Below are 18,566 nucleotides of genomic sequence, written 5' to 3' on the forward strand. Positions count from 1 at the left end.
GCGCCGGATTCGCCACCGCGATGCATCATGTATAGACATTTTTAAATGCGAATCGACCCCCGGAAAACCGGCAGGCCGGCACGTGCCGAGTCGGGTAGTCGGCATACCGGAATGACCGCTCGCCTTGTTGCGTCGGCCGCGCCCGCTTACGCTCTGCGCCATGCTCGCGGACACGTCGTCCGCGTCCGACCCAAGGAACCCGCCATGTCGCTTCCTGTCAGCGCCGCGAAATTCGATCCGTCACGCGCGCACGCATACGCCGAGCAATCCCGCATCGCACTCGCCGGCTACGACGCCTGCCATGAACTCACCGCGTGCATGCTGGCGTCGGCGATCGGCGCCCCCGATGCGCGGATACTCGTCGCGGGTGCGGGCGGCACCGGGCAGGAAATCTGCGTGTCGGCCGCGCTCGAGCCGGGCTGGCGGTTCACGGCCGTCGACCCGTCCGCGCCGATGCTCGCGCTCGCGCGCACGAACGTCGAAGCCGCGGGCTTCGGCGCGCGCACGACGTTCGTCGAGGACGGCGTCGATGCGCTGCCCGACGCACCGGCGTTCGACGGCGCGACGCTGATCGGCGTGCTGCACCATGTCCCGAGCGACGAGGCGAAGGTCGCGCTGCTGAGTGCGATCGCGCAACGCCTGAAGCCCGGCGCGCCGCTCGTGCTCGCCGGCAACCATCGCCGCTATGCGGACCACCCACGCCTGCTCGACGCGTGGCAGCAGCGCTGGCGCATGAAGGGCGCGACGCCCGACACCGTGCGCGCGCAACTCGCGAAGATCCTGCAGGGTGCCGATCCGCCCGCGTCCGAGGAAGCCGTTTCCGGTCTGCTGCACGATGCGGGCTTCGATGCGCCGCTGCGCTTTTTCGCGAGCCTGTTCTGGGGCGCGTGGATCGCGGTGCGGCGCGCGTGACGGCTCGACACGGCGCGCAACGCGATTCGCGTGCGCACCACGCACGCTGGGTATGATGTCGTTCCCGCCCCCTTCCGGCCTCGACATGCTCACCGTCCATCACCTGAACAACTCGCGCTCGCAGCGCGTGCTCTGGCTGCTCGAAGAACTGGATGTGCCGTACGAGATCGTGCGCTACGAGCGCGATCCGAAAACGATGCTCGCGCCGCCCACGCTGCGCGCGATCCATCCGCTCGGCAAATCGCCCGTCGTCACCGACGACGGCCGCACGTTCGCCGAATCGGGCGCGATCATCGAGTACCTGGTCGAACGCTACGGCAACGGGCGCCTCGCGCCGCCGCCCGGCACGCCCGAACGGCACGACTACACGTACTGGCTCCACTACGCGGAAGGGTCGGCGATGCCGCCGCTGCTGCTCAAGCTCGTCGCGTTGCGGATCGCGCACGCGCCGATGCCGTTCTTCGCGCGGCCGATCGCGCGCAAGATCGCCGCGACGCTGCAGTCGGGCTTCGTCGATCCGCAGATCGCGCTGCATCTCGGCTATATCGACGACACGTTGAGCCGCACCGGCTGGTTCGTCGGCGACGGCTTCAGCGCGGCGGACATCCAGATGAGCTTTCCGCTCGAAGCCGCGACCGCGCGCGGGGGCCGCAGCCCGCATCCCGCGATCGCGCGCTTTCTCGACACGATCCACGCGCGGCCCGCGTACCGGCGTGCGCTGGAACGCGGCGGCCCGTACGAACTGCTCAAGTAGGCCGCGTCAACTCAACAGGCCCGCCGCGACGTTGATCGACAGCCCGAGCACGGCCATGTTGAAGTAGAACGACAGGATCGACTGCGCGAGCACCGCGCGCCGCGCGGAGCGGTTCGCCAGCGACACGTCGGCCGTCTGCGACGCAACCGCGAGCGTGAACGCGAAATACAGGAAATCCCAGTAATCGGGTTCGGGGTTCCGGTCCGGGAAGCGGAGCGCACGGTCGCTGCTCGGCGAGCCGTAATAGAGCCGCGCATAGTGCAGCGTGAAGATCGTCGGGATCAGGAACCACGCGCCGAACAGCGTCGCGCCCGTGATCGCATAATGGCTGAGCCCCGCGCGGAAGCCGACGCTCTTGGCGGTCGCGAGCTCGATCGCGATCGCGGCCACGCTCGCGACGGTCGCGAGGCAGATGACGGTCAGCACGGTCGTCGCGTTTTCGTCGTCGCGGATCGCGATGTCGCGCACCTTGTGATGGTGCGCGGTGACCATGCGCACCCACATCAGCGCGAGATACAGCCAGATCGCGCAATCCCAGCCGATCAGCATACGCACGGTCGGACGCAGCGGAAACGGCAGCAGCACCGCGCACAGCAAGCCGGCGGCGAACGCCGCGACCATGCGAGGCCGGTTGCGTAATACCTGCGGATAAAACGTCATCGTGGGATTCCGAAAGCGGATGGAAAGGGTTCGGCCGGCGCGCGGGGCAGCCCGCTGCGCCGCACCGGCGGGTACCGCCCCGATTATCGCCATTCCATCGTGACGTGGCGATGGGCACGAGCGCCTAAGATAGGGGGATGACTGCCACCGCCCCCCTCTGCCGCCATCCCGCGAACACGGCCGGCCGCGACTTCGTCGTCGGCGACCTGCACGGCTGCGTGGACGTGCTGCGCGCGCTGCTGCACGACATCCGCTTCGATCCGGCTCGCGACCGCCTGTTCTCGGTCGGCGATCTCGTCGACCGCGGCCCCGCATCCGAAACCACGCTCGACCTGCTCGACCGCCCGTGGTGCCACGTCGTGCGCGGCAATCACGAGGAAGTGCTGAGCCTCGTGTCGCGCGGCAAGCTGTCGCCCGACGCGTGGCGCGGGATCGGCGGCGACTGGGGCGCCGACCTGCCGCCGGAACGGCTGCGCGCGCATGCGGCGCGCGTCGACGCGCTGCCGCTGGTGCGCGTGATCGGCGACGGGCCCGGGCGCTTCAACGTGCTGCATGCGGAATTCTTCGGCTCGGATGCCGATCTCGACACGGGCAGCTATTCGCACGACGTGCGCGAGCGGCTGATCTGGGGCCGCGATCTCGTCCAGGGGCTCGCCGATCCGGCGCGGCAGGCCGGGCTGTCGCTGACCTGTACCGGGCATACGCCCGTGCGCGCCCCGCAGCGGATCGGCGCGCAGTGGTTCATCGACACGGGTGCGTTCGCGCCGTCCGGGCGGCTCACGCTCGCCGAACCGCGCACCGGAAGCACGTGGTCGATGACGCAGGCCGAAGCGCGCGAACGCCACGCGGGCGACTGGCCGCTGCCCTAGCAGGCTGTTCACGCCCGCAACGGCTCGCGAGCGAGCGCTAGCCGACCTGGCTCAGTTCGAACACCGCATCGACCGCCGAGCCGTTCCAGTTGTATTCGAGGTAGGCCGCGTGATGGCAGTCGCGCAGCAGCGCGGTGCGGAACGCCGCCAGACACTCGCCGCGCGGGTCGCGCACCGACGGATAGACGATCCCCGCACCGCCCGCGTTACGCACCGCGCGGCCGAGCGCCTGACCGGCGCTGTAATCGAGCGGATGCAGCAACGCCGGATCGCGCTGCGGCCACGCGCGCACATCGGCCACGTCGCCTGCTGCGAACACCGTGTAGAGCCGCATCTGCTGACGCATCGGCGGCTCCTGCGTCGCGGCCAGGAACAGCCCGCTGTGATAACGCGTTTCGGCGATCGCCGTATCGCGCGAGCGGGCGCAGTAGAACACGCCGTAGCTGCCGTCGGAAAAGCGGCTGCCCTGCGGATTCAGGTGCGTGAACGCGGCCATGATCGGCCCCCATCCCAGCCCGTAGCGGCGCTCGGCGGGCGGCACGAGGTCGAGCGTGCCGACTTCGTTGCGGATGCGGTCGTTGGTCAGCGATTCGAGCGCGTAAAGCGCGTCGAAATCGTCCGCCGACGCCACGCGGTCGAACAGGTTGATGGCTGGAAAACGGGTGGGGATCACGCGATAGGCAGGTGCCCAGTCGACGGCGGTCGTGGGCCATTGTTTTGCTTCGATCGGCATCGTCACGCCCAGCCACCTCGCATCGCGTCGAGATATTGCCGGACGGCGACCAGATCGCCGACGTTGCCGGCGAGCATCCGGTCGAGTGCGCGCTTGCCGCCGAACGGCGCCGCGTCGTTGGGCCGCTTGACCCATGCGTCGGCCGCGGCCGGCTGCGGCAGCAGGATCTGCAGCGCCTTGTAGATGCCGAGCAGCAGCGATAGCCGCTCGAGCGTATCGCGCGGCAGGCGTGCCGATTCTGGCGCGGCCTTCCACTTGAAGAACGTCGAACGGCCGGGCGACCCGAGCAGCACGATCTGCTCGTCGATCGTCAGCGCCCAGTCGCGCGCGATGTTGAAAAACGCACGCAGGCCGGCCGCCGACATCTGCGCGACCGAAGCCTGCGGCGGGGCGGAATGCGAATCGTAGGCGGGCTGTGACATGATCGTTAGTCTCGAAATGAATTTACTAACAAGATTAGTCCATTTTCGTATTTTTGCAAGGGTCGACACCCGCCGATCGGCCAACGCACCCGGCAAAACGATATTTTTTGTCCATTCTGGACTCTTATTTTATTTTCTGCGTTAATGGCCGTGCGGACACCGCGCGCCGACGCGGTTCGTGTCCGTGGAACCGTGTCGCACCGAAACCGGAAGCACCCCGCCAAGGAATACACCATGAAGAGACTGATTGCCGCCGTTTCGATCGCCCTGCTCGCGGTATCCGCAGGCCCCGCCGTCGCGAAGGACTGGACCACGCTCCGCTTCGGCACCGATGCCAGCTACGCACCGTTCGAGTCGAAGGCGCCCGACGGCAAGCTCGTCGGTTTCGACATCGACCTCGGCAACGAGATCTGCGCGCGCCTGAAAGCGAAGTGCGTGTGGCTCGAGAATGATTTCGACGGGATGATTCCGGCACTGAAGGCGAAGAAGTTCGACGCGGTGCTGTCGTCGATGTCGATCACGCCGCAGCGCGCGCAGCAGATCGGCTTCACGACGAAGATCTACAACCAGCCGACGCGGCTCGTCGTGAAGAAGGGCTCGCCGCTGCTGCCGACAGCCGAATCGCTGAAGGGCAAATCGATCGGCGTCGAGCAGGGCACGACGCAGGAGACGTATGCGAAGGCGTACTGGGGCAAGCAAGGCGCGAACGTCGTTTCGTACCAGAACCAGGACGGCGTGTACGCGGACCTGACCTCGGGCCGTCTCGATGCCGCGCTCCAGGATGAAGTGCAGGCCGCGATCGGCTTCCTGAAATCGCCACGCGGCGCGAGCTACCAGTTCGTCGGGCCCGAACTCGTCGACGAGAAGGTGCTCGGTATCGGTGCCGGCATCGGGCTGCGCAAGGAGGACGCCGACCTGAAGGCGAAGATCGACCGCGCGATCGTCGACATGGTCAAGGACGGTACCTACAAGCGGCTCGCGTCGAAGTACTTCGACTTCGACATCTACGGCAGTTGAAACGGCGTCGCGCGCGTACGGGCACAACTCCCGTCGCGCGCGTCCGACCGCCCTCCCCTCACCACCGGACGGCAACGGCATTGCGCCGTTTACCGTCACATCGAATTCATCATCCGTCGCACGCGCAGCACCGCTGCTTCGAGCATGATTCGGATTGCAGATCAATCGTTCGCGGGAACGATGGGCAACACAACCGGATACCGCGCGGCTTCAGTCAGTACGCGAAGATCGGGCGTCGGGGTACCGGCGCCCGTGCGCACATGCCCTTGCGAATCGGGTTGGCGTGCAGGAAAGTGCCGACCCGGCGCGGATGACCGGCAACCAGCCGGATCCGCCTCGCACCGGGCGCGGAGAGATGGCCTGTCGATGCATGCCGGTCAGCTGCGAGAGCGACGTTCGACCGGCGATGCTCCGGATCACTGCGATCGCGGCTTGCCGGCCGCGGCATGTGACGATCGATCATTTTTCTACCCCGTTTTCAGTCTGGTTCTTGTTCCGGCAACCGGACGATGCCGGTGCCCCGACGACCAGGCGACGACGTTCCGTGCTCGCCGGAACGCGGCTGCTGCGCCGCGTTCCGCCGCCGCATCCCCGCGGACTGCATCCTGGCCAGTATTGACAGGGTTCGCTGCCAAACCGGACGGGACCTCGCGTCGTCGACTTTCGTACGCTCGTATCCGCAAGGAGCGGGCCAGCTTCGCGCGAGCCCGTCCGGACAAGGCGTTGGTCGGGTGAGTGGGTGGCCGGAACGGGCGCGGAATGCCGGAGGTTGCGAAACTGAAACACGCGGCGCGCGGCATGCGCCGGTCGCGTGGCGGCCGAGCCTTGCCGGATAAGGCTGAACAATGGGCCACGGAACTTTTACCGACGGGCGTCCGGCCGTTCGGCCCGATTCATCACGAAAATTCGCCCGGTTGCCGAGGCGAAGTGTTTCATGCGCTTTACATGCCGCCGGCGGCATGGGGTCGCGGGCGTCCGCGGGATGGCTCGGCCCGTGCCGGGCCGGCCGATCGCACGGCTAATCGGTGAAACCGGCGCCGGACCTATCGCTGACCCGGCACACACACATCGCGCGCCGCTCAGCCGACCCGCTGATGCCCCGCGTCGCCGGACGGCGCGCCGTCGTGCCCGCCGTTGTCGCCGTTGTTGTCGTGATCGTTCAACCCGTGCTCGATCATCATCCGGTAGAGCGTCACGCGCGAAATGCCGAGTTCGGCTGCGGCCCGGTTGATCCGGTGATCGTTGCGCAGCAGCGCGTTCTCGATCGCGGTGCGCTCGGCGAGCGCCCTCGCCTGTTCGAGCGTCACGGGTTCGGTTTCGCCGGGCGTGTCGAGCCCGAGATCGTGCGGCGTCAGCAGCCGGCTCTCGGCCATCACGATCGCGCGCCGCACGCGGTTGATCAGCTCGCGCACATTGCCGGGCCACTCGTAGCGACGCATCGCATCGAGCGCGGCCGACGTGAAGCCGCTGATCTTGCGGCCGCTGTCGGCCTTGTATTTCTGCAGCACGTAGTGCGCGAGGATGTCGATGTCCTTGCCGCGCGCGCGCAGCGGCGGCTCGTGGATGCGCAACACGCACAGGCGGTGATAGAGATCCGCGCGGAAGCGGCCGGCCTCGACCGCGCTGTCGAGATCCACGTGCGTGGCCGAGATGATCCGCACGTCGACCACGACCGACTCCTGCCCGCCGAGCCGCTCGATCTTCCCCTCCTGCAGGAAGCGCAGCAGGCTCGCCTGGCTTTCGACCGGCATGTCGCCAATCTCGTCGAGAAACAGCGTGCCGCCATTCGCCGATTCGATCCGGCCCGCGCGCCGCTGGTTCGCGCCCGTGAACGCGCCGCGCTCATAGCCGAACAGTTCCGACTGCAACAGGTGATGCGGAATCGCGCCGCAATTGATCGCGACGAACGGCCCCTTGCCGCGGCCGGAACGCTCGTGAATCGCGAGGGCCGTCAGTTCCTTGCCGGTGCCCGACTCGCCCGAAATGAACACGCTGGCGTCGGTCTTCGCCACCTTGCGGATCGTGCTGAACAACTGCTGCATCGCCTCGCAGTTGCCGATCATCCCGTGCTCGCCGATCGACGCCGCATAGGCCGCGCCGTCGACACGATCGAGCGCGGCCATCCCGCGCGCATGGCCGAGCACGTGCGAAATCCATTCGTAGGGCAGCGGCAGCGTCACATAATCGAAACAATAGCTGCGGATCAGTTCGCGCACGGCGGGACTGATCGTGATGCCGGCCTGCGCGATGGAAATCCAGCCGATTGCCGGCTGGCTCAGGCACGCCTTCAGCGCGGGATAGTCGCGCGACGTGAACCCCGTGAAATCGACCAGCCCGGCGGCGACGCTGACGCCGGATGTCATGTTCTGCGCGGCGCCGGCCGTCTTCGCGACCGCGATCTCCCAGCCGAGCCCGCGCAGTTGCGCAAGCAACGGCTCGTCGGGCGAACGCATGATCACGAACAGCTTGCGGCCGGCCTCGGGAGCGGTGACGGACACGTGCGTCATCTCGGGCGCCGCTTGCCCGTTTGCGTCGGGTGACCTTGCAACCATCATTGTTCCCCGCTTGGCGTTGGTATCGCGCACCGGCTCGCCGCCGCGTACGACGGACCTCGATCGAACCGACATATTGGCCGCATTTCCGTCCGAATAAAATCCCCCTGCGCACGAATCGCACGCCAGGGCAGATGCTGTCATGAACGGTATATCGATGCGGAGGGCGTGCGACTAGATGGGTGTTATCCCTGTAGCATGCGCGGCGCGAAGCCGTGACGGGCGAACGCCCTGCGCGCAAAGCCGTGCCGGTGCTGGCGCGCAGCGCTCGCGTGCGATGCGGCGCACGCGAAATCGGCTCGCCGGAATGCGCGTGCGCGGCCGGTCGGCCGGGCACGCGAACGCCCGTGTAACCGCTTCCGATTGACTTCGCTCAATCATCAGATGAAGCCGGATGATGCAGGAATGCAACATGCGCGGCCCGACGCCGCGCAGGGTGGCGCGGCGGCCGGGTCAGCGAACCGACGCGAGCGGCGCCGGTGCGTTCGCGCGGCCGCGGCCGGCCGGCGTACCGCCGTGCTCGCCGTAAGAGGCGGCGAGCGCGTCGACCCGCGCGAGATGGTGGTGGTTGTCGTGATCCCACGGATGAAAGCCCGGCCGGAAAAAGCTCAGCCATTCGCCGGCGATGCGCGGGAACAGCCCGCGGCGCGGCCCGTAAAGGAACGCGATCATCCGCAGCATGCCGCGCACGTGACGCCTGGCGCCGCGATCGCGCCACAGCAGCGTCACATGGATCAGGAACACGGTCGGCCAGAACGTCAGCGTCGTCAGCAGATACACGCCGATGCGGATCAGGTAACGGCGCAGCCCCGGCTTCATGGCGGCATTCCATACGTCGAACGACACGGCCTTGTGCTCGGTTTCCTCGAGCGCGTGCCATATCCACATCTGGCGGTAGCCCTCGACCGAGCCTTCGAGGCGCGTCGGATCGCGCAGCAGCCAGTCGGCGAGCATCGCCGTGTAGTGTTCCGCCGCGACCGTGTGCGCGAGTTGCACCGAATGCGGCAGCTTGCGCTTCATGTAGCCGAGCACCGCCCACACGCGCTTGTCGAGCTTGCGCGCGGGCAGGTGGTTCGCCTGCATCAGCTCATTGTATTCGGCGTGCTCGCGCGTATGCATCGCCTCCTGGCCGATGAAGCCGAGCACCTGCCGCTTCAGCACGGGATCGTCGATCCGGTCGCGGTAATGGCGCACCGAATCCATGAAGAAGCGCTCGCCAGCCGGGAACAGCAGCGACAGCGCGTTGAAGAAATGGGTCACATGCGACCCGAGGCCATGCCAGTCCTTCGCGCGTTCGACCGGCAGGTCGAAGCGCAGGTCGCGGCGCACCGGCATGATCCCGGCTGCGGTGGCGGAAGCGGCTGACTTCATGTTTTTCGTTCTCCTTGTTCCGGAGCGGCCCGGCGCGTCATCCGACGCAACCAGCTCCAGCCCGGGCAGCGCGTCGCGCACCGCCAAAATCTTGACATCGACAGATGTAAAGATAGGCTGGCCGCGCCCGCGCGCGCAAGCCGCGCGGTAGATGCGCGCTTCCAAACAGGGCACGGTCGAAAAGGCAGAAAAAACGGCGCTCGAATGGCGCCCGGACGGGCCTCGATTCGAACGCTCGCGCCGGCCAGCGAGCGATGCGTGCCGGTTGGCACCGCGTCCTGCCGCCGGCCCGAAAGCCCCGTGCAGCGGGTGTTTTGACGAATCCGGCGGCGCCGCGCAGCACACCGCCGACCGCCCCGGCAGCACCGATTCATACGCGCGGCGCACTCGCGTGGTGCAACCTCAGCCGCGCGGCCCGCGAAAAATTCAAACGCGCGTTCCATTTGCGTTTCGGGCGATCAGGGGCGCTCCTGCCGGCTGCCGCCCCTGACGCACGTTCGACGGGGTGGCCAGCCATGCGCGACGACCCGCTGCGCGCTCGCCTACAATAGCGTTTTTAGTCAACCCACTTTCAGGAGAAGTCATGTCTGTCACCACGACCGAATCGGGCCTCAAATACGAAGACCTGACCGAAGGCACCGGCGACGTAGCGCAAGCCGGCCAGACCGTCAGCGTCCACTACACGGGCTGGCTGACCGACGGTCAGAAATTCGATTCGAGCAAGGACCGCAACGACCCGTTCGCGTTCGTGCTCGGCGGCGGCATGGTCATCAAGGGCTGGGACGAAGGCGTGCAGGGCATGAAGGTCGGCGGCGTGCGTCGCCTGACGATCCCGCCGCAACTCGCCTACGGCCCGCGCGGCGCAGGCGGCGTGATTCCGCCGAACGCGACGCTCGTGTTCGAAGTCGAACTGCTCGCCATCTGACGACGCAGCCGGCCGGGTTCCTTCCAATGGAGCGCATCGCCTCCCCCGCCATCGCGCTGCGCCGCTACGACACGTGCGAAGCGTCGGACGTGCACGACTTCCACCAGGTCGTGCTCGGCGTCGATGGCGCGATGGTGATGGCGGTGGACGGTATCGGCCGGTGCATCGACCGGCATGCGGCCTGGCTGATTCCGGCCGGCGCGCGCCACGACTACGCGGGCCTCGGCGACAATCGCCAGCTCGTGATCGACCTGCCCGCCGCGTCGCTCGCGGTGCCGCAGCGGCTGTTCGACCGCGCGCGTGCCGTGTCGATCGATCCGGCCCTGACGTTGCTCGTCGCGCAGGTCGCAGCGGCCGCCGCGCAGCTCGATGCGCCGGCCGGCGACGCGCGGCAGGCGGCCGCGCACCGTTTCCAGTGGCAGGCCGCCGCGCGCCTGTGCGGCGCGCTGCTCGACGACGCCGGCATCGCCGCGCCCGCGTCGGGTCTCGATTTCGCGCGCATCGACCGCTGGCTGCGCGCGCGGCTCTCCGAGCCGCTGCGCATCGCCGATCTCGCCGCGCACTGCGGCTACGGGATGCGCCGGTTTCATCAACTGTTCGTCGAAGCATTCGGCGAAACGCCGCATCGCTACCTGCAGCGGCTGCGGCTCGACGCGGCGGTCGTGCTGCTCGCCGACGGCCGGCATCCGCTCGTCGACATCGCGGGCATGGTCGGCTTCGCGGACCAGAGCACGTTCACGCATGCGTTCACGAAGCGCTTCGGCGTTGCGCCGGGACGCTGGCGCGGCGAACGGCATTGAGCGAACCCGCCTCACTGAACCCGCGTCAACGCACGTAGCGGCGGCACAGGCCGGCAAACCTCGTCCGCGTCGCCCCGGTCTCGGCGTTCGTGTTCCCCGCTTCTGTCGCGCTCGCAGCCCCGCTGCATCGCGTCGCACGTATCGACGCTTCACGTCCCGCTGAAACATCGCCCGCCCGTCGCGTCCTACGATGGGCGCATGGATACGACCACACCCGCCTCCGCCTTCCCGCCCGCGCTCGCGCGCGTCGTCGCGACCGTCAGCATCGGCTTCGTCGTCACGCAACTCGACGTGACGATCGTCAACATCGCGCTCGCACATCTCGCCGGCGACCTGCATCTGCCGGTCGCCGGCCTGCAGTGGGTCGTCGATGCGTACACGCTCGCGTTCGCGGTGCTGATGCTGTCGGGCGGCGCGCTCGGCGACCGCTTCGGCGCGCGCCGCCTGTACGTCGCGGGCCTCGTGCTGTTCGCGCTCGCGTCGCTCGCGTGCGGCGCCGCGGTCGCACCCGCGATGCTGATCGCGGCCCGTGCGCTGCAGGGCGTCGGCGCCGCGGCGATGCTGCCCAATTCGCTCGCGCTGCTCAACGACGCGTGCCGGCACGACCCGCACCTGCGTGCGCGGGCCGTCGGCTGGTGGACGGCGGCCGGTTCGATCTCGATCGCGGCCGGCCCGGTCGTCGGCGGCCTGCTGATCGCGGCGTGGGGCTGGCGCGGCATCTTCCTCGTGAACCTGCCGCTGTGCGCGGCCGGGCTCGCGGCCGCCTTCGCGTGGGTGCCCGCGCACCGCGGGAAGGCTGCGCCGGCCGCGCCATCCCGTTCCGTCCGCGCACTCGACCTGCGCGGCCAGCTCATCGCGATCGCGATGCTGACCGCGCTGACCGGCGCCGTGATCGAATGGCGGCCGCTCGGCTTCGCGCATCCGGTGGTGGCCGGCGGTTTCGCGATGGCGGCGCTGGCCGCGCTCGCGTTCGTCGCGGTCGAATCGCGTACGGCCACGCCGATGCTGCCGCTGTCGCTGTTCCGCCACCGCACGTTCAGCGCGGCCGTGCTGTTCGGGATCTGCGTGAACCTCACGTACTACGGCACCGTGTTCGTGCTCGCGCTCTACCTGCAGCGCGCACGCGGCGAATCGGCGTTGCAGGCGGGCCTCGCGTTCCTGCCGCTGACGGGCGGCTTCCTGCTGTCGAATCTCGCGAGCGGCCGGGTGGTCGCGCGTCACGGTTCGCGCGGGCCGATGCTGGCAGGCGCGCTGGTCGCCGCACTCGGCTACGGGTCGCTACATTTCGTCGACGCGTCGACGCCGCTGGCCGCCCTGCTCGTGCCGTTCCTGCTGATTCCGTCGGGCATGGGTTTCGCGGTGCCGGCGATGACGACCGCCGTGCTCGCGTCGGTCGCGCCCGAGCGGGCCGGTATCGCGTCGGCCGTGCTGAATACCGCGCGACAGGCCGGCGGCGCGATGGGCGTCGCAGCGTTCGGCGCGCTCGCCGGCGGCGGCGGCGCGTGGCAGGTCGTGGACGGGCTGCGGATCGAAACGGCCGTGTCGGTCGCGCTGCTGGTCACGGCCGCGCTGCTCGCGACGCTGGTCCGGCCCGATGCGCATCGCGGCGCATCGCCCGCCCGCCAGGTGGTGCGGGCTACCGATTGACCGTGTGCGGTCATGCTTCGCCGGGATCGCGCTGGATCAGATGACGCCACGGAAAGACGTCGAGCTTGAAGCGCGGCCGTCGCGCACCGCGCTCACCGCCGCGCCGCGCCCGCTTCGTCGCCGACCTTCCTCACGAGCGTGTCGGCCGCCTTCACGGGCCGGCCATCGTCGTGCCGCAGCGCGAGCTTGCGGATCGCGCGCCCCGTGCCGCGGTCGACCAGCACCGAATGCGGCTCGCCGCGCGCGAACAGGTTCGCCTCGCCCCACTGCCGCAGCATCACGATGACCGGAAACAGCCCCTCGCCCTTTTTGGTCAGCGCGTACTCCTGATACGCGGTGCCGTCCGACGCCGGCACGACGTCGAACACGCCGGCGTCCACCAGCATCCTGAGTCGGTCGGACAGGATATTGCTCGCGACACCGAGGCTCGCGCGGAAATCGCCGAAGCGGCGCACGCCATCGAACGCATCGCGCACGATCAGCAACGCCCAGCGATCGCCGACGATATCGGTCGCCCGTGCCACCGGGCACGGCGAATCCGCAAGACTTTTCTGCCTGGCCATGTTCCTCTCCGCAATCGTGCCGGCCGCGCTCGCGGCCGCGCCAGCCATCCGTGCGCAGGCCCGTCGCCCGCCGCACAACAGGTTGCATTTTAAAACTACTTTTCCTACACTCACACCAGTTTCAAATTGCAACTACTTTGCGTGAGGAAACCCATGGCGTCTTCCTGTCATTCAAGCACCGTCCCGTCGAATGCATCGCGCGCGGCGCATCCTGGCGACGGCGGCCGCCTGTCCGCGGCGCGCGTCGCGCTGCTGGCCATCTGCTGCGCGGCGAGCGTCGCGAACGTCTACTACGCGCAGCCGCTGCTCGATTCGATCGCGCGCGATTTCGATGTGTCGCAGGCCGCGGTCGGCGGCGTCATCACCGCCACGCAGCTCGGCTGTGCGCTCGCGCTGCTGTTCGTCGTGCCGCTCGGCGATCTGCTGAACCGCAAGCGCCTGATCGCCGTGCAGCTTCTGCTGCTGACGGCGGCCTGCATCGGCGTGGCCGCGTCGTCGACGCGCATCGCGCTGCTGGCGGGAATGGTCGCGGTCGGACTGCTCGGCACCGCGATGACGCAAGGGCTGATCGCGTGCTCGGCCGCACTCGCGGGCGCCGGCGAACGCGGACGCGTGGTGGGCGCCGCGCAGGGCGGCGTCGTGATCGGGTTGCTGGCCGCGCGCTCGCTGGCGGGCGTCGTCACCGATATCGCCGGATGGCGGGCGGTCTATCTCGTCTCGGGTGCGCTCGCGATCGCCATGCTTGCCGTGCTGTCGCGGCTGTTGCCCGACACGAACGAACCGCGCGAACGGCTCGGTTACGCGGCACTGCTGCGATCGATGGTGTCGCTGCTGCGCAATGAACGCGTGCTGCGCGTGCGCGGCGCGATCGCGCTGCTGATGTTCGCGGCGTTCAGCATCTTCTGGAGCGCGCTCGTGCTGCCGCTCAGCGCACCGCCGCATTCGATGTCGCATACGCAGATCGGTGCATTCGGCCTCGTCGGCGCACTGGGCGCGGCGGCTGCCGCGCGCGCAGGCCGGCTCGCGGATCGCGGGCGCGGCGAAGCGACGACCGGCGCCGCGCTCGCGCTGCTCGCGTGCTCGTGGCTGCCGCTCGCGTTCGGCGATACGTCGATTGCGCTGCTGATCGTCGGCATCGTGCTGCTCGACGTCGGCGGGCAGGCCGTCCACGTCGTCAACCAGAGCATGATTCTCGCCGCGCGGCCCGATGCGCATGCGCGCCTCGTCGGCTGCTACATGCTGTTCTACTCGGCCGGCAGCGGGCTCGGTGCGATTGCGTCGACGATGATGTATGCGCGCGCCGGATGGACGGGCGTCTGCGTGCTCGGCGCGGCTGTGAGCGTGGCCGCGCTCGGCTGGTGGGCCGCGACGCTCAGGCGCGCGTGAAGCGTGCCGGCGACGCGAATCGGACGGGGAAAGCCGGCTCGCCCGCTTCGGGTGGCCGGCGCGCGAACCGACCGCGCACGCGCGGCGGTTCGACCTTCGCTGCGGCACGCCGGTTGCGCGCCGCGGGGGGCTCAGCCCGCTGCCTGGATCGCCTCTTCGTACACGCCGGCGACACGCCGCGCGATCACCGCGTTGTCGAAATGATCGCGCGCATAACGCTTGCACGCGGCCTCGTCGGGCAGTGCGATCGCGCCCGACAGCACGCCGCCGAGCCCTTCCGCGATCGCGTCCGCGCCGGTCGACGGCAGCACGAGATCGCTGGACAGCCCGGCGACCGCCTCCGGCAGCCCGCCGACCGGCGTGACCAGCACGGGCGTGCCGGACGCGAGCGATTCGACGGTGATCAGCCCGAAGCCTTCGAGCGCGACCGTCGGCACGACGCTGACCGTCGCCGCGCGGTATAGCGCCGCGAGATGATGGTCGGGCACGAAGCCGAGCAGCTTCACGTTGTCCTGCAGCCCCGCCGCGTCGATGCGCTGCTGCAGTTCCTCGCCGATCTTGCCCTTGCCGGCGATCAGCAGCAGCACGTCCGGGTGACGGTGCTTGACGAGGCCGATCGCGTCGATCAGGTCCTCCAGCCCCATGCGCCGCACGAGCCGGCGCACGGCCAGCACGATCGGCCGGTCCTGCGGCAGTTGCAGCTTGTGCCGCGCCTCGCCGGGCGTGAGCGGCGTGTCGAACTGCGCGGTATCGACGCAGCCGGGAATCACGCGCACGCGCGACGGATCGATTCCGTAGCGGTTCGTCAGGATCTGGCCGAACGCCTGAGACAGCACGATCAGCCGCGACGAGCGCGTATAGACGGCCTGTTCGAGATAGCGTTTCGCGCGCTGCCCGAGCGACGCGGCGCCCTCGACCTGGCTTTCGTCGGCCCACGGCCCCTGGAAGTGCGACACCTGCGGAATCCCGCGCGTCACATCGAGGCCCGGGAACGTGTACAGCGCGAAGTGCGACGAAATCACGTCCGGCCGCTCGCTGCGGATCTCCTCGCGCAGCGCGCGCCGCGCGGCGAGCATCCGGCGCGCGAGCGTCTGCGACGCGGGACCGAAGCCCTGGATCGCCCCGCCGGTGTCGTCGGCGACCTTCGGCGAGCCCGCGACGAGCCCGCGCACCTCGACGCCCGCGCCCGGCAGCGCGCCGACGAGCGAGTAGTACATCCGGTCGAGGCCGCCCGCGCGTTCGGGAAACCAGTGCATGCCGATCTGCAACGATTTGATCGGCCGGGAAGATTGAGACATCACGATTGCTCCTGCGTGACCGCATGCTCGACCCGCTCGAAAGCGGACGGCTGCGAGGGTTGGCCGATGCGCCGATACAGCGCGACGTACTGGGCACCCATGTGCGCCCAGCCGAAACGGGTCATCAGTTCGCGGGCCGCGTCGCCCATCGCGCGGCAGGTGTCGCGCGAAGCCGCGAGCGAGCCGATCGCCTGCGCGAGCGCGGCCGGATCGTCCGGGTCCTCCAGCACGATCCCGCATTCGCGCGTAATGATTTCCGCGCCGCCCGCGGTGCGCGCGGTGACGACCGGCAGCCCGGCCGCCATCGCCTCCAGCAGCGACAGGCTCATCGCTTCGTAGCGCGACGGAAACACATACGCGTCGACCGAGCGCATCAGCGTCGGCATGTTTTTTACCAGCCCGAGGAAATGCACGCGCGAATCGATGCCGAGCGCGCGCGCCTCTTCCGGATACGGGCTGCCGGGCAGATACCCGGCCACCGCCAGATGAACGTTCGCCGGCAGCTTCGTCAGCGCCTTCAGCACCGTGCCGAGGTTCTTGCGCGGCGTGCGCAGGTCGCCGACGAACAGCAGCAGGAACGCGTCGTCCGGCAGCTTGAACGCCGCGCGGTCGGCCTGCGCGCCCGCGAACGCGCTGCCGTCGACGCCGTTGTAGATCACGCTGATCTTGCGGCTGTCGATGCCGAGCCCGGCGATCTCGTCGGCCACCTTCTGCGACACGCCGGTAATCGCACGCGAACGCCGGTACGCCCAGCGCTCGAGCACGGTGTTCACGCGCGTATAAACATACTGGTAAGCCGACCAGATCCCCTTCGTGGGCCCGAACGGATAGTACGGACTCTTGAACCAGCCGCCGTGCACGAAGTGCGCGGTATTCACGTCGGCCTTGATCCACGAAATGAAGCCGTTCACATGCAGCACGTCGTACTCGCTGCGGTGCGCGCGCAGCCACCACGCGCTCTTCAGTGCGAACACCTGCTGCTTGACGAGATTCGACGGCCAGAAGCCGCCGACCCTCACGGGCACCCAGCGCACGCGCGGGTCGGCCAGCAGTTCGGGCGCGACGTGCGACGCGACCAGCGTGACCTCGTAGTTCTCGGCCAGCGCCGCGCGCGCGATTTCGTAATTGACGCGGCCTTGCCCGTCGTTATGTCGCACGACGTGCGTGACGATAGCGATTCTCAATGGTCGCCTCCCCGTAAACGCGCGGCGGCCAGCAGGCGCTGTGCCTTCTGCCAGTGCGCCGCGGAAAGAATCGAAAAAATGGCTGTGAACATCAGCAGGCCGCCCGTGCCGATCAGCGAGTTCGTGAACACGAGCATCGCGAACGTCGACAGGCACAGGCTCAGGCAGGCGCCGACGAACTTGTCCTTGCGCAGCTTGAACGCCGCGCGCAGCGTGCGGCCGAACAGCATCACGACGCCGGCGAGGTACAGCAGCGTGCCGGGCCAGCCGAGCACGAACGGCACGTTCATCACGCCGCTGTCGAAGCTGCCGTACTTGCCGAGCTCGCCGCTATCGCTCGACAGCTTCGTGGATGCGCCCGTCGCGCCCATCCCTTCGCCGGCGACGTCGGTGAACGCCGTCTGCGCGAAGGTCGCGTAGAACTTGTTGCGGTCGTCGTAGCTGCGGTCGTCCTTCAGGTTCGTGATCGACTGGAGACGCTGGCCGAGACGGTCGGCAACCGGCCCGACGGTCAGGAGCGGCACGCATAGCCCGACCAGCACGACGCCGCTGATAAGGATCCGCATCCGCACGCGGTTGTTCGACTGCGCGAGCTGGATCGCCAGCGCGATCACCCAGCCGCCCCACGTCGAGCGCACCAGACACAGCGCGAACGACACGAAGCCGGCCGCACCGGCGAACCAGCGAATCTTCTGCGGCGCCGCGAGCACGAACACCAGCGCGCCCATCATCGCGAACGCGAACGGCCCCGACGAGTTCATCGTGCTGAATACCCGGACGCCATACGGCACCGGCTCGCCCTGCGAACCCATGTCCGAACCGATCATCCACAGCACGTCCCACGGCGGCATCACGAAGTACTGCACGACCCCGTATACGCCCATCACGAGCATGCCCCACATGAACGTGGACAGCAGCACGTCGCGGTACTCGGGATAGTCGCGCGCGTTGACCATGATGTGAAAGCCGATCAGCACCGGGTACACCCAGTTCGCCAGGTCGTAGGTCGCGGCCATCACGCCGCTCGACACGATCCCGACGAGGTACGCGTACGCGAGCCCGAACAGCATCAGCAGCACGGGTATCCCGCGCCGCTGCGCGAGCACGCGGTAATGCCGGATCAGCCCGAAGCCGGCGATCATCGTCACCGCAAGCGGCGCGACCTGGATCAGGCTCGTCGGCGTGAACGCGCCCTTCGACCAGTCGGCGAGACGCCGCACTTCCGGACTCAGGAACCACACCCACCACATGAAGCCGACGTAGCGCGCCGGGCTCTTGAAATACAGCCAGATGCCGACCCCGATGGCCAGCACCGGAAACGCGAGCGTCAGCACCTTGCCCTGGTGGATGGCGATCAGCGCGGCGGTAAACGTCCACAGCCCGGCCTGCCCGGCCCAGTGCTTCGGGTCGGCGAACCAGCTGCGGTTGCGCGACGATGCGCGTTCGGCGGTAATCGTACTCATCGATCCGCTC

Annotated in this window: 17 protein-coding genes; 8 read left to right on the top strand and 9 right to left on the bottom strand. The window is 68.6% G+C overall.

The features are described 5' to 3' along the window. The first annotated feature begins 204 nt into the window (after positions 1-204). Together CUJ89_RS28030 and CUJ89_RS28035 are read left to right on the top strand one after the other, a co-directional pair. Positions 205-912, top strand: coding sequence for a methyltransferase (locus CUJ89_RS28030; RefSeq protein WP_114180556.1), 708 nt, complete (start codon positions 205-207; stop codon positions 910-912). Between the two features lie 85 nt (positions 913-997). Then, a complete protein-coding gene (locus CUJ89_RS28035; protein ID WP_114181600.1) occupies positions 998-1,666 on the top strand; it encodes a glutathione S-transferase in 669 nt (222 codons plus the stop codon). Between the two features lie 6 nt (positions 1,667-1,672). Here the strand turns inward: CUJ89_RS28035 and CUJ89_RS28040 are convergent, their stop codons facing one another. Then, positions 1,673-2,326, bottom strand: a complete 654-nt coding sequence (locus CUJ89_RS28040) for a DUF1345 domain-containing protein (protein ID WP_114180557.1) — start codon at positions 2,324-2,326, stop codon at positions 1,673-1,675. A gap of 137 nt (positions 2,327-2,463) precedes the next feature. Here CUJ89_RS28040 and CUJ89_RS28045 point away from each other — a divergent pair, with 137 nt between their 5' ends. Continuing rightward, complete coding sequence (locus CUJ89_RS28045) at positions 2,464-3,195, top strand: metallophosphoesterase (RefSeq protein ID WP_114180558.1); 732 nt, start codon at positions 2,464-2,466, stop codon at positions 3,193-3,195. 37 nt (positions 3,196-3,232) lie between these two features. Here the strand turns inward: CUJ89_RS28045 and CUJ89_RS28050 are convergent, their stop codons facing one another. Further along, on the bottom strand, positions 3,233-3,928 hold the full coding sequence (locus tag CUJ89_RS28050; protein WP_114180559.1) for an RES family NAD+ phosphorylase: 696 nt from the start codon (positions 3,926-3,928) through the stop codon (positions 3,233-3,235). A gap of 2 nt (positions 3,929-3,930) precedes the next feature. After that, positions 3,931-4,350: an MbcA/ParS/Xre antitoxin family protein gene (locus CUJ89_RS28055; RefSeq protein ID WP_114180560.1), complete on the bottom strand. Its 420-nt coding sequence runs from the start codon at positions 4,348-4,350 to the stop codon at positions 3,931-3,933. Between the two features lie 234 nt (positions 4,351-4,584). Here CUJ89_RS28055 and CUJ89_RS28060 point away from each other — a divergent pair, with 234 nt between their 5' ends. After that, entirely contained in the window at positions 4,585-5,367 is a 783-nt protein-coding gene (locus CUJ89_RS28060) for an ABC transporter substrate-binding protein (protein WP_114181601.1), read from the top strand. A 1,079-nt stretch (positions 5,368-6,446) separates the two neighbouring features. Here CUJ89_RS28060 and CUJ89_RS28075 read toward each other — a convergent pair. Together CUJ89_RS28075 and CUJ89_RS28080 are read right to left on the bottom strand one after the other, a co-directional pair. After that, a complete protein-coding gene (locus CUJ89_RS28075) occupies positions 6,447-7,919 on the bottom strand; it encodes a sigma-54 dependent transcriptional regulator (RefSeq protein WP_114181603.1) in 1,473 nt (490 codons plus the stop codon). 453 nt (positions 7,920-8,372) lie between these two features. Further along, positions 8,373-9,290, bottom strand: a complete 918-nt coding sequence (locus CUJ89_RS28080) for a metal-dependent hydrolase (RefSeq protein WP_114180562.1) — start codon at positions 9,288-9,290, stop codon at positions 8,373-8,375. Between the two features lie 583 nt (positions 9,291-9,873). On the opposite strand from CUJ89_RS28080, the gene CUJ89_RS28085 reads away from it, so the two are divergent. The 3 genes from CUJ89_RS28085 (at position 9,874) to CUJ89_RS28095 (ending at position 12,662) form a co-directional block, all read left to right on the top strand. Next, the gene (locus tag CUJ89_RS28085) at positions 9,874-10,215 is read left to right on the top strand and encodes an FKBP-type peptidyl-prolyl cis-trans isomerase (RefSeq protein WP_048250201.1); all 342 of its coding nucleotides are present in this window, start codon (positions 9,874-9,876) and stop codon (positions 10,213-10,215) included. A 26-nt stretch (positions 10,216-10,241) separates the two neighbouring features. Further along, positions 10,242-11,015, top strand: a complete 774-nt coding sequence (locus CUJ89_RS28090) for a helix-turn-helix transcriptional regulator (protein WP_114180563.1) — start codon at positions 10,242-10,244, stop codon at positions 11,013-11,015. A 198-nt stretch (positions 11,016-11,213) separates the two neighbouring features. Then, on the top strand, positions 11,214-12,662 hold the full coding sequence (locus tag CUJ89_RS28095) for an MFS transporter (RefSeq protein ID WP_114180564.1): 1,449 nt from the start codon (positions 11,214-11,216) through the stop codon (positions 12,660-12,662). Between the two features lie 92 nt (positions 12,663-12,754). Here the strand turns inward: CUJ89_RS28095 and CUJ89_RS28100 are convergent, their stop codons facing one another. Continuing rightward, on the bottom strand, positions 12,755-13,225 hold the full coding sequence (locus CUJ89_RS28100) for a winged helix-turn-helix transcriptional regulator (protein WP_201752339.1): 471 nt from the start codon (positions 13,223-13,225) through the stop codon (positions 12,755-12,757). A 153-nt stretch (positions 13,226-13,378) separates the two neighbouring features. Here CUJ89_RS28100 and CUJ89_RS28105 point away from each other — a divergent pair, with 153 nt between their 5' ends. Continuing rightward, the gene (locus tag CUJ89_RS28105; RefSeq protein ID WP_114180566.1) at positions 13,379-14,611 is read left to right on the top strand and encodes an MFS transporter; all 1,233 of its coding nucleotides are present in this window, start codon (positions 13,379-13,381) and stop codon (positions 14,609-14,611) included. Positions 14,612-14,742: 131 nt separating this feature from the next. On the opposite strand, the gene CUJ89_RS28110 is transcribed toward CUJ89_RS28105, so the two are convergent. Genes CUJ89_RS28110 through CUJ89_RS28120 form a run of 3 tightly spaced genes read right to left on the bottom strand, consistent with a single transcriptional unit; the run spans position 14,743 to position 18,556 of the window. After that, complete coding sequence (locus CUJ89_RS28110; protein ID WP_114180567.1) at positions 14,743-15,909, bottom strand: glycosyltransferase family 4 protein; 1,167 nt, start codon at positions 15,907-15,909, stop codon at positions 14,743-14,745. Next, a complete protein-coding gene (locus tag CUJ89_RS28115) occupies positions 15,909-17,093 on the bottom strand; it encodes a glycosyltransferase family 4 protein (protein ID WP_114180568.1) in 1,185 nt (394 codons plus the stop codon). Before CUJ89_RS28115 ends, CUJ89_RS28110 begins: the two co-directional genes overlap by 1 nt. Next, on the bottom strand, positions 17,090-18,556 hold the full coding sequence (locus tag CUJ89_RS28120; protein ID WP_114180569.1) for an O-antigen ligase family protein: 1,467 nt from the start codon (positions 18,554-18,556) through the stop codon (positions 17,090-17,092). The genes CUJ89_RS28115 and CUJ89_RS28120 overlap by 4 nt, the downstream gene beginning before the upstream one ends. Positions 18,557-18,566: the final 10 nt, after the last annotated feature.

The sequence above is a fragment of the Burkholderia pyrrocinia genome (genome assembly GCF_003330765.1).
GTDB lineage: Bacteria > Pseudomonadota > Gammaproteobacteria > Burkholderiales > Burkholderiaceae > Burkholderia > Burkholderia pyrrocinia_B.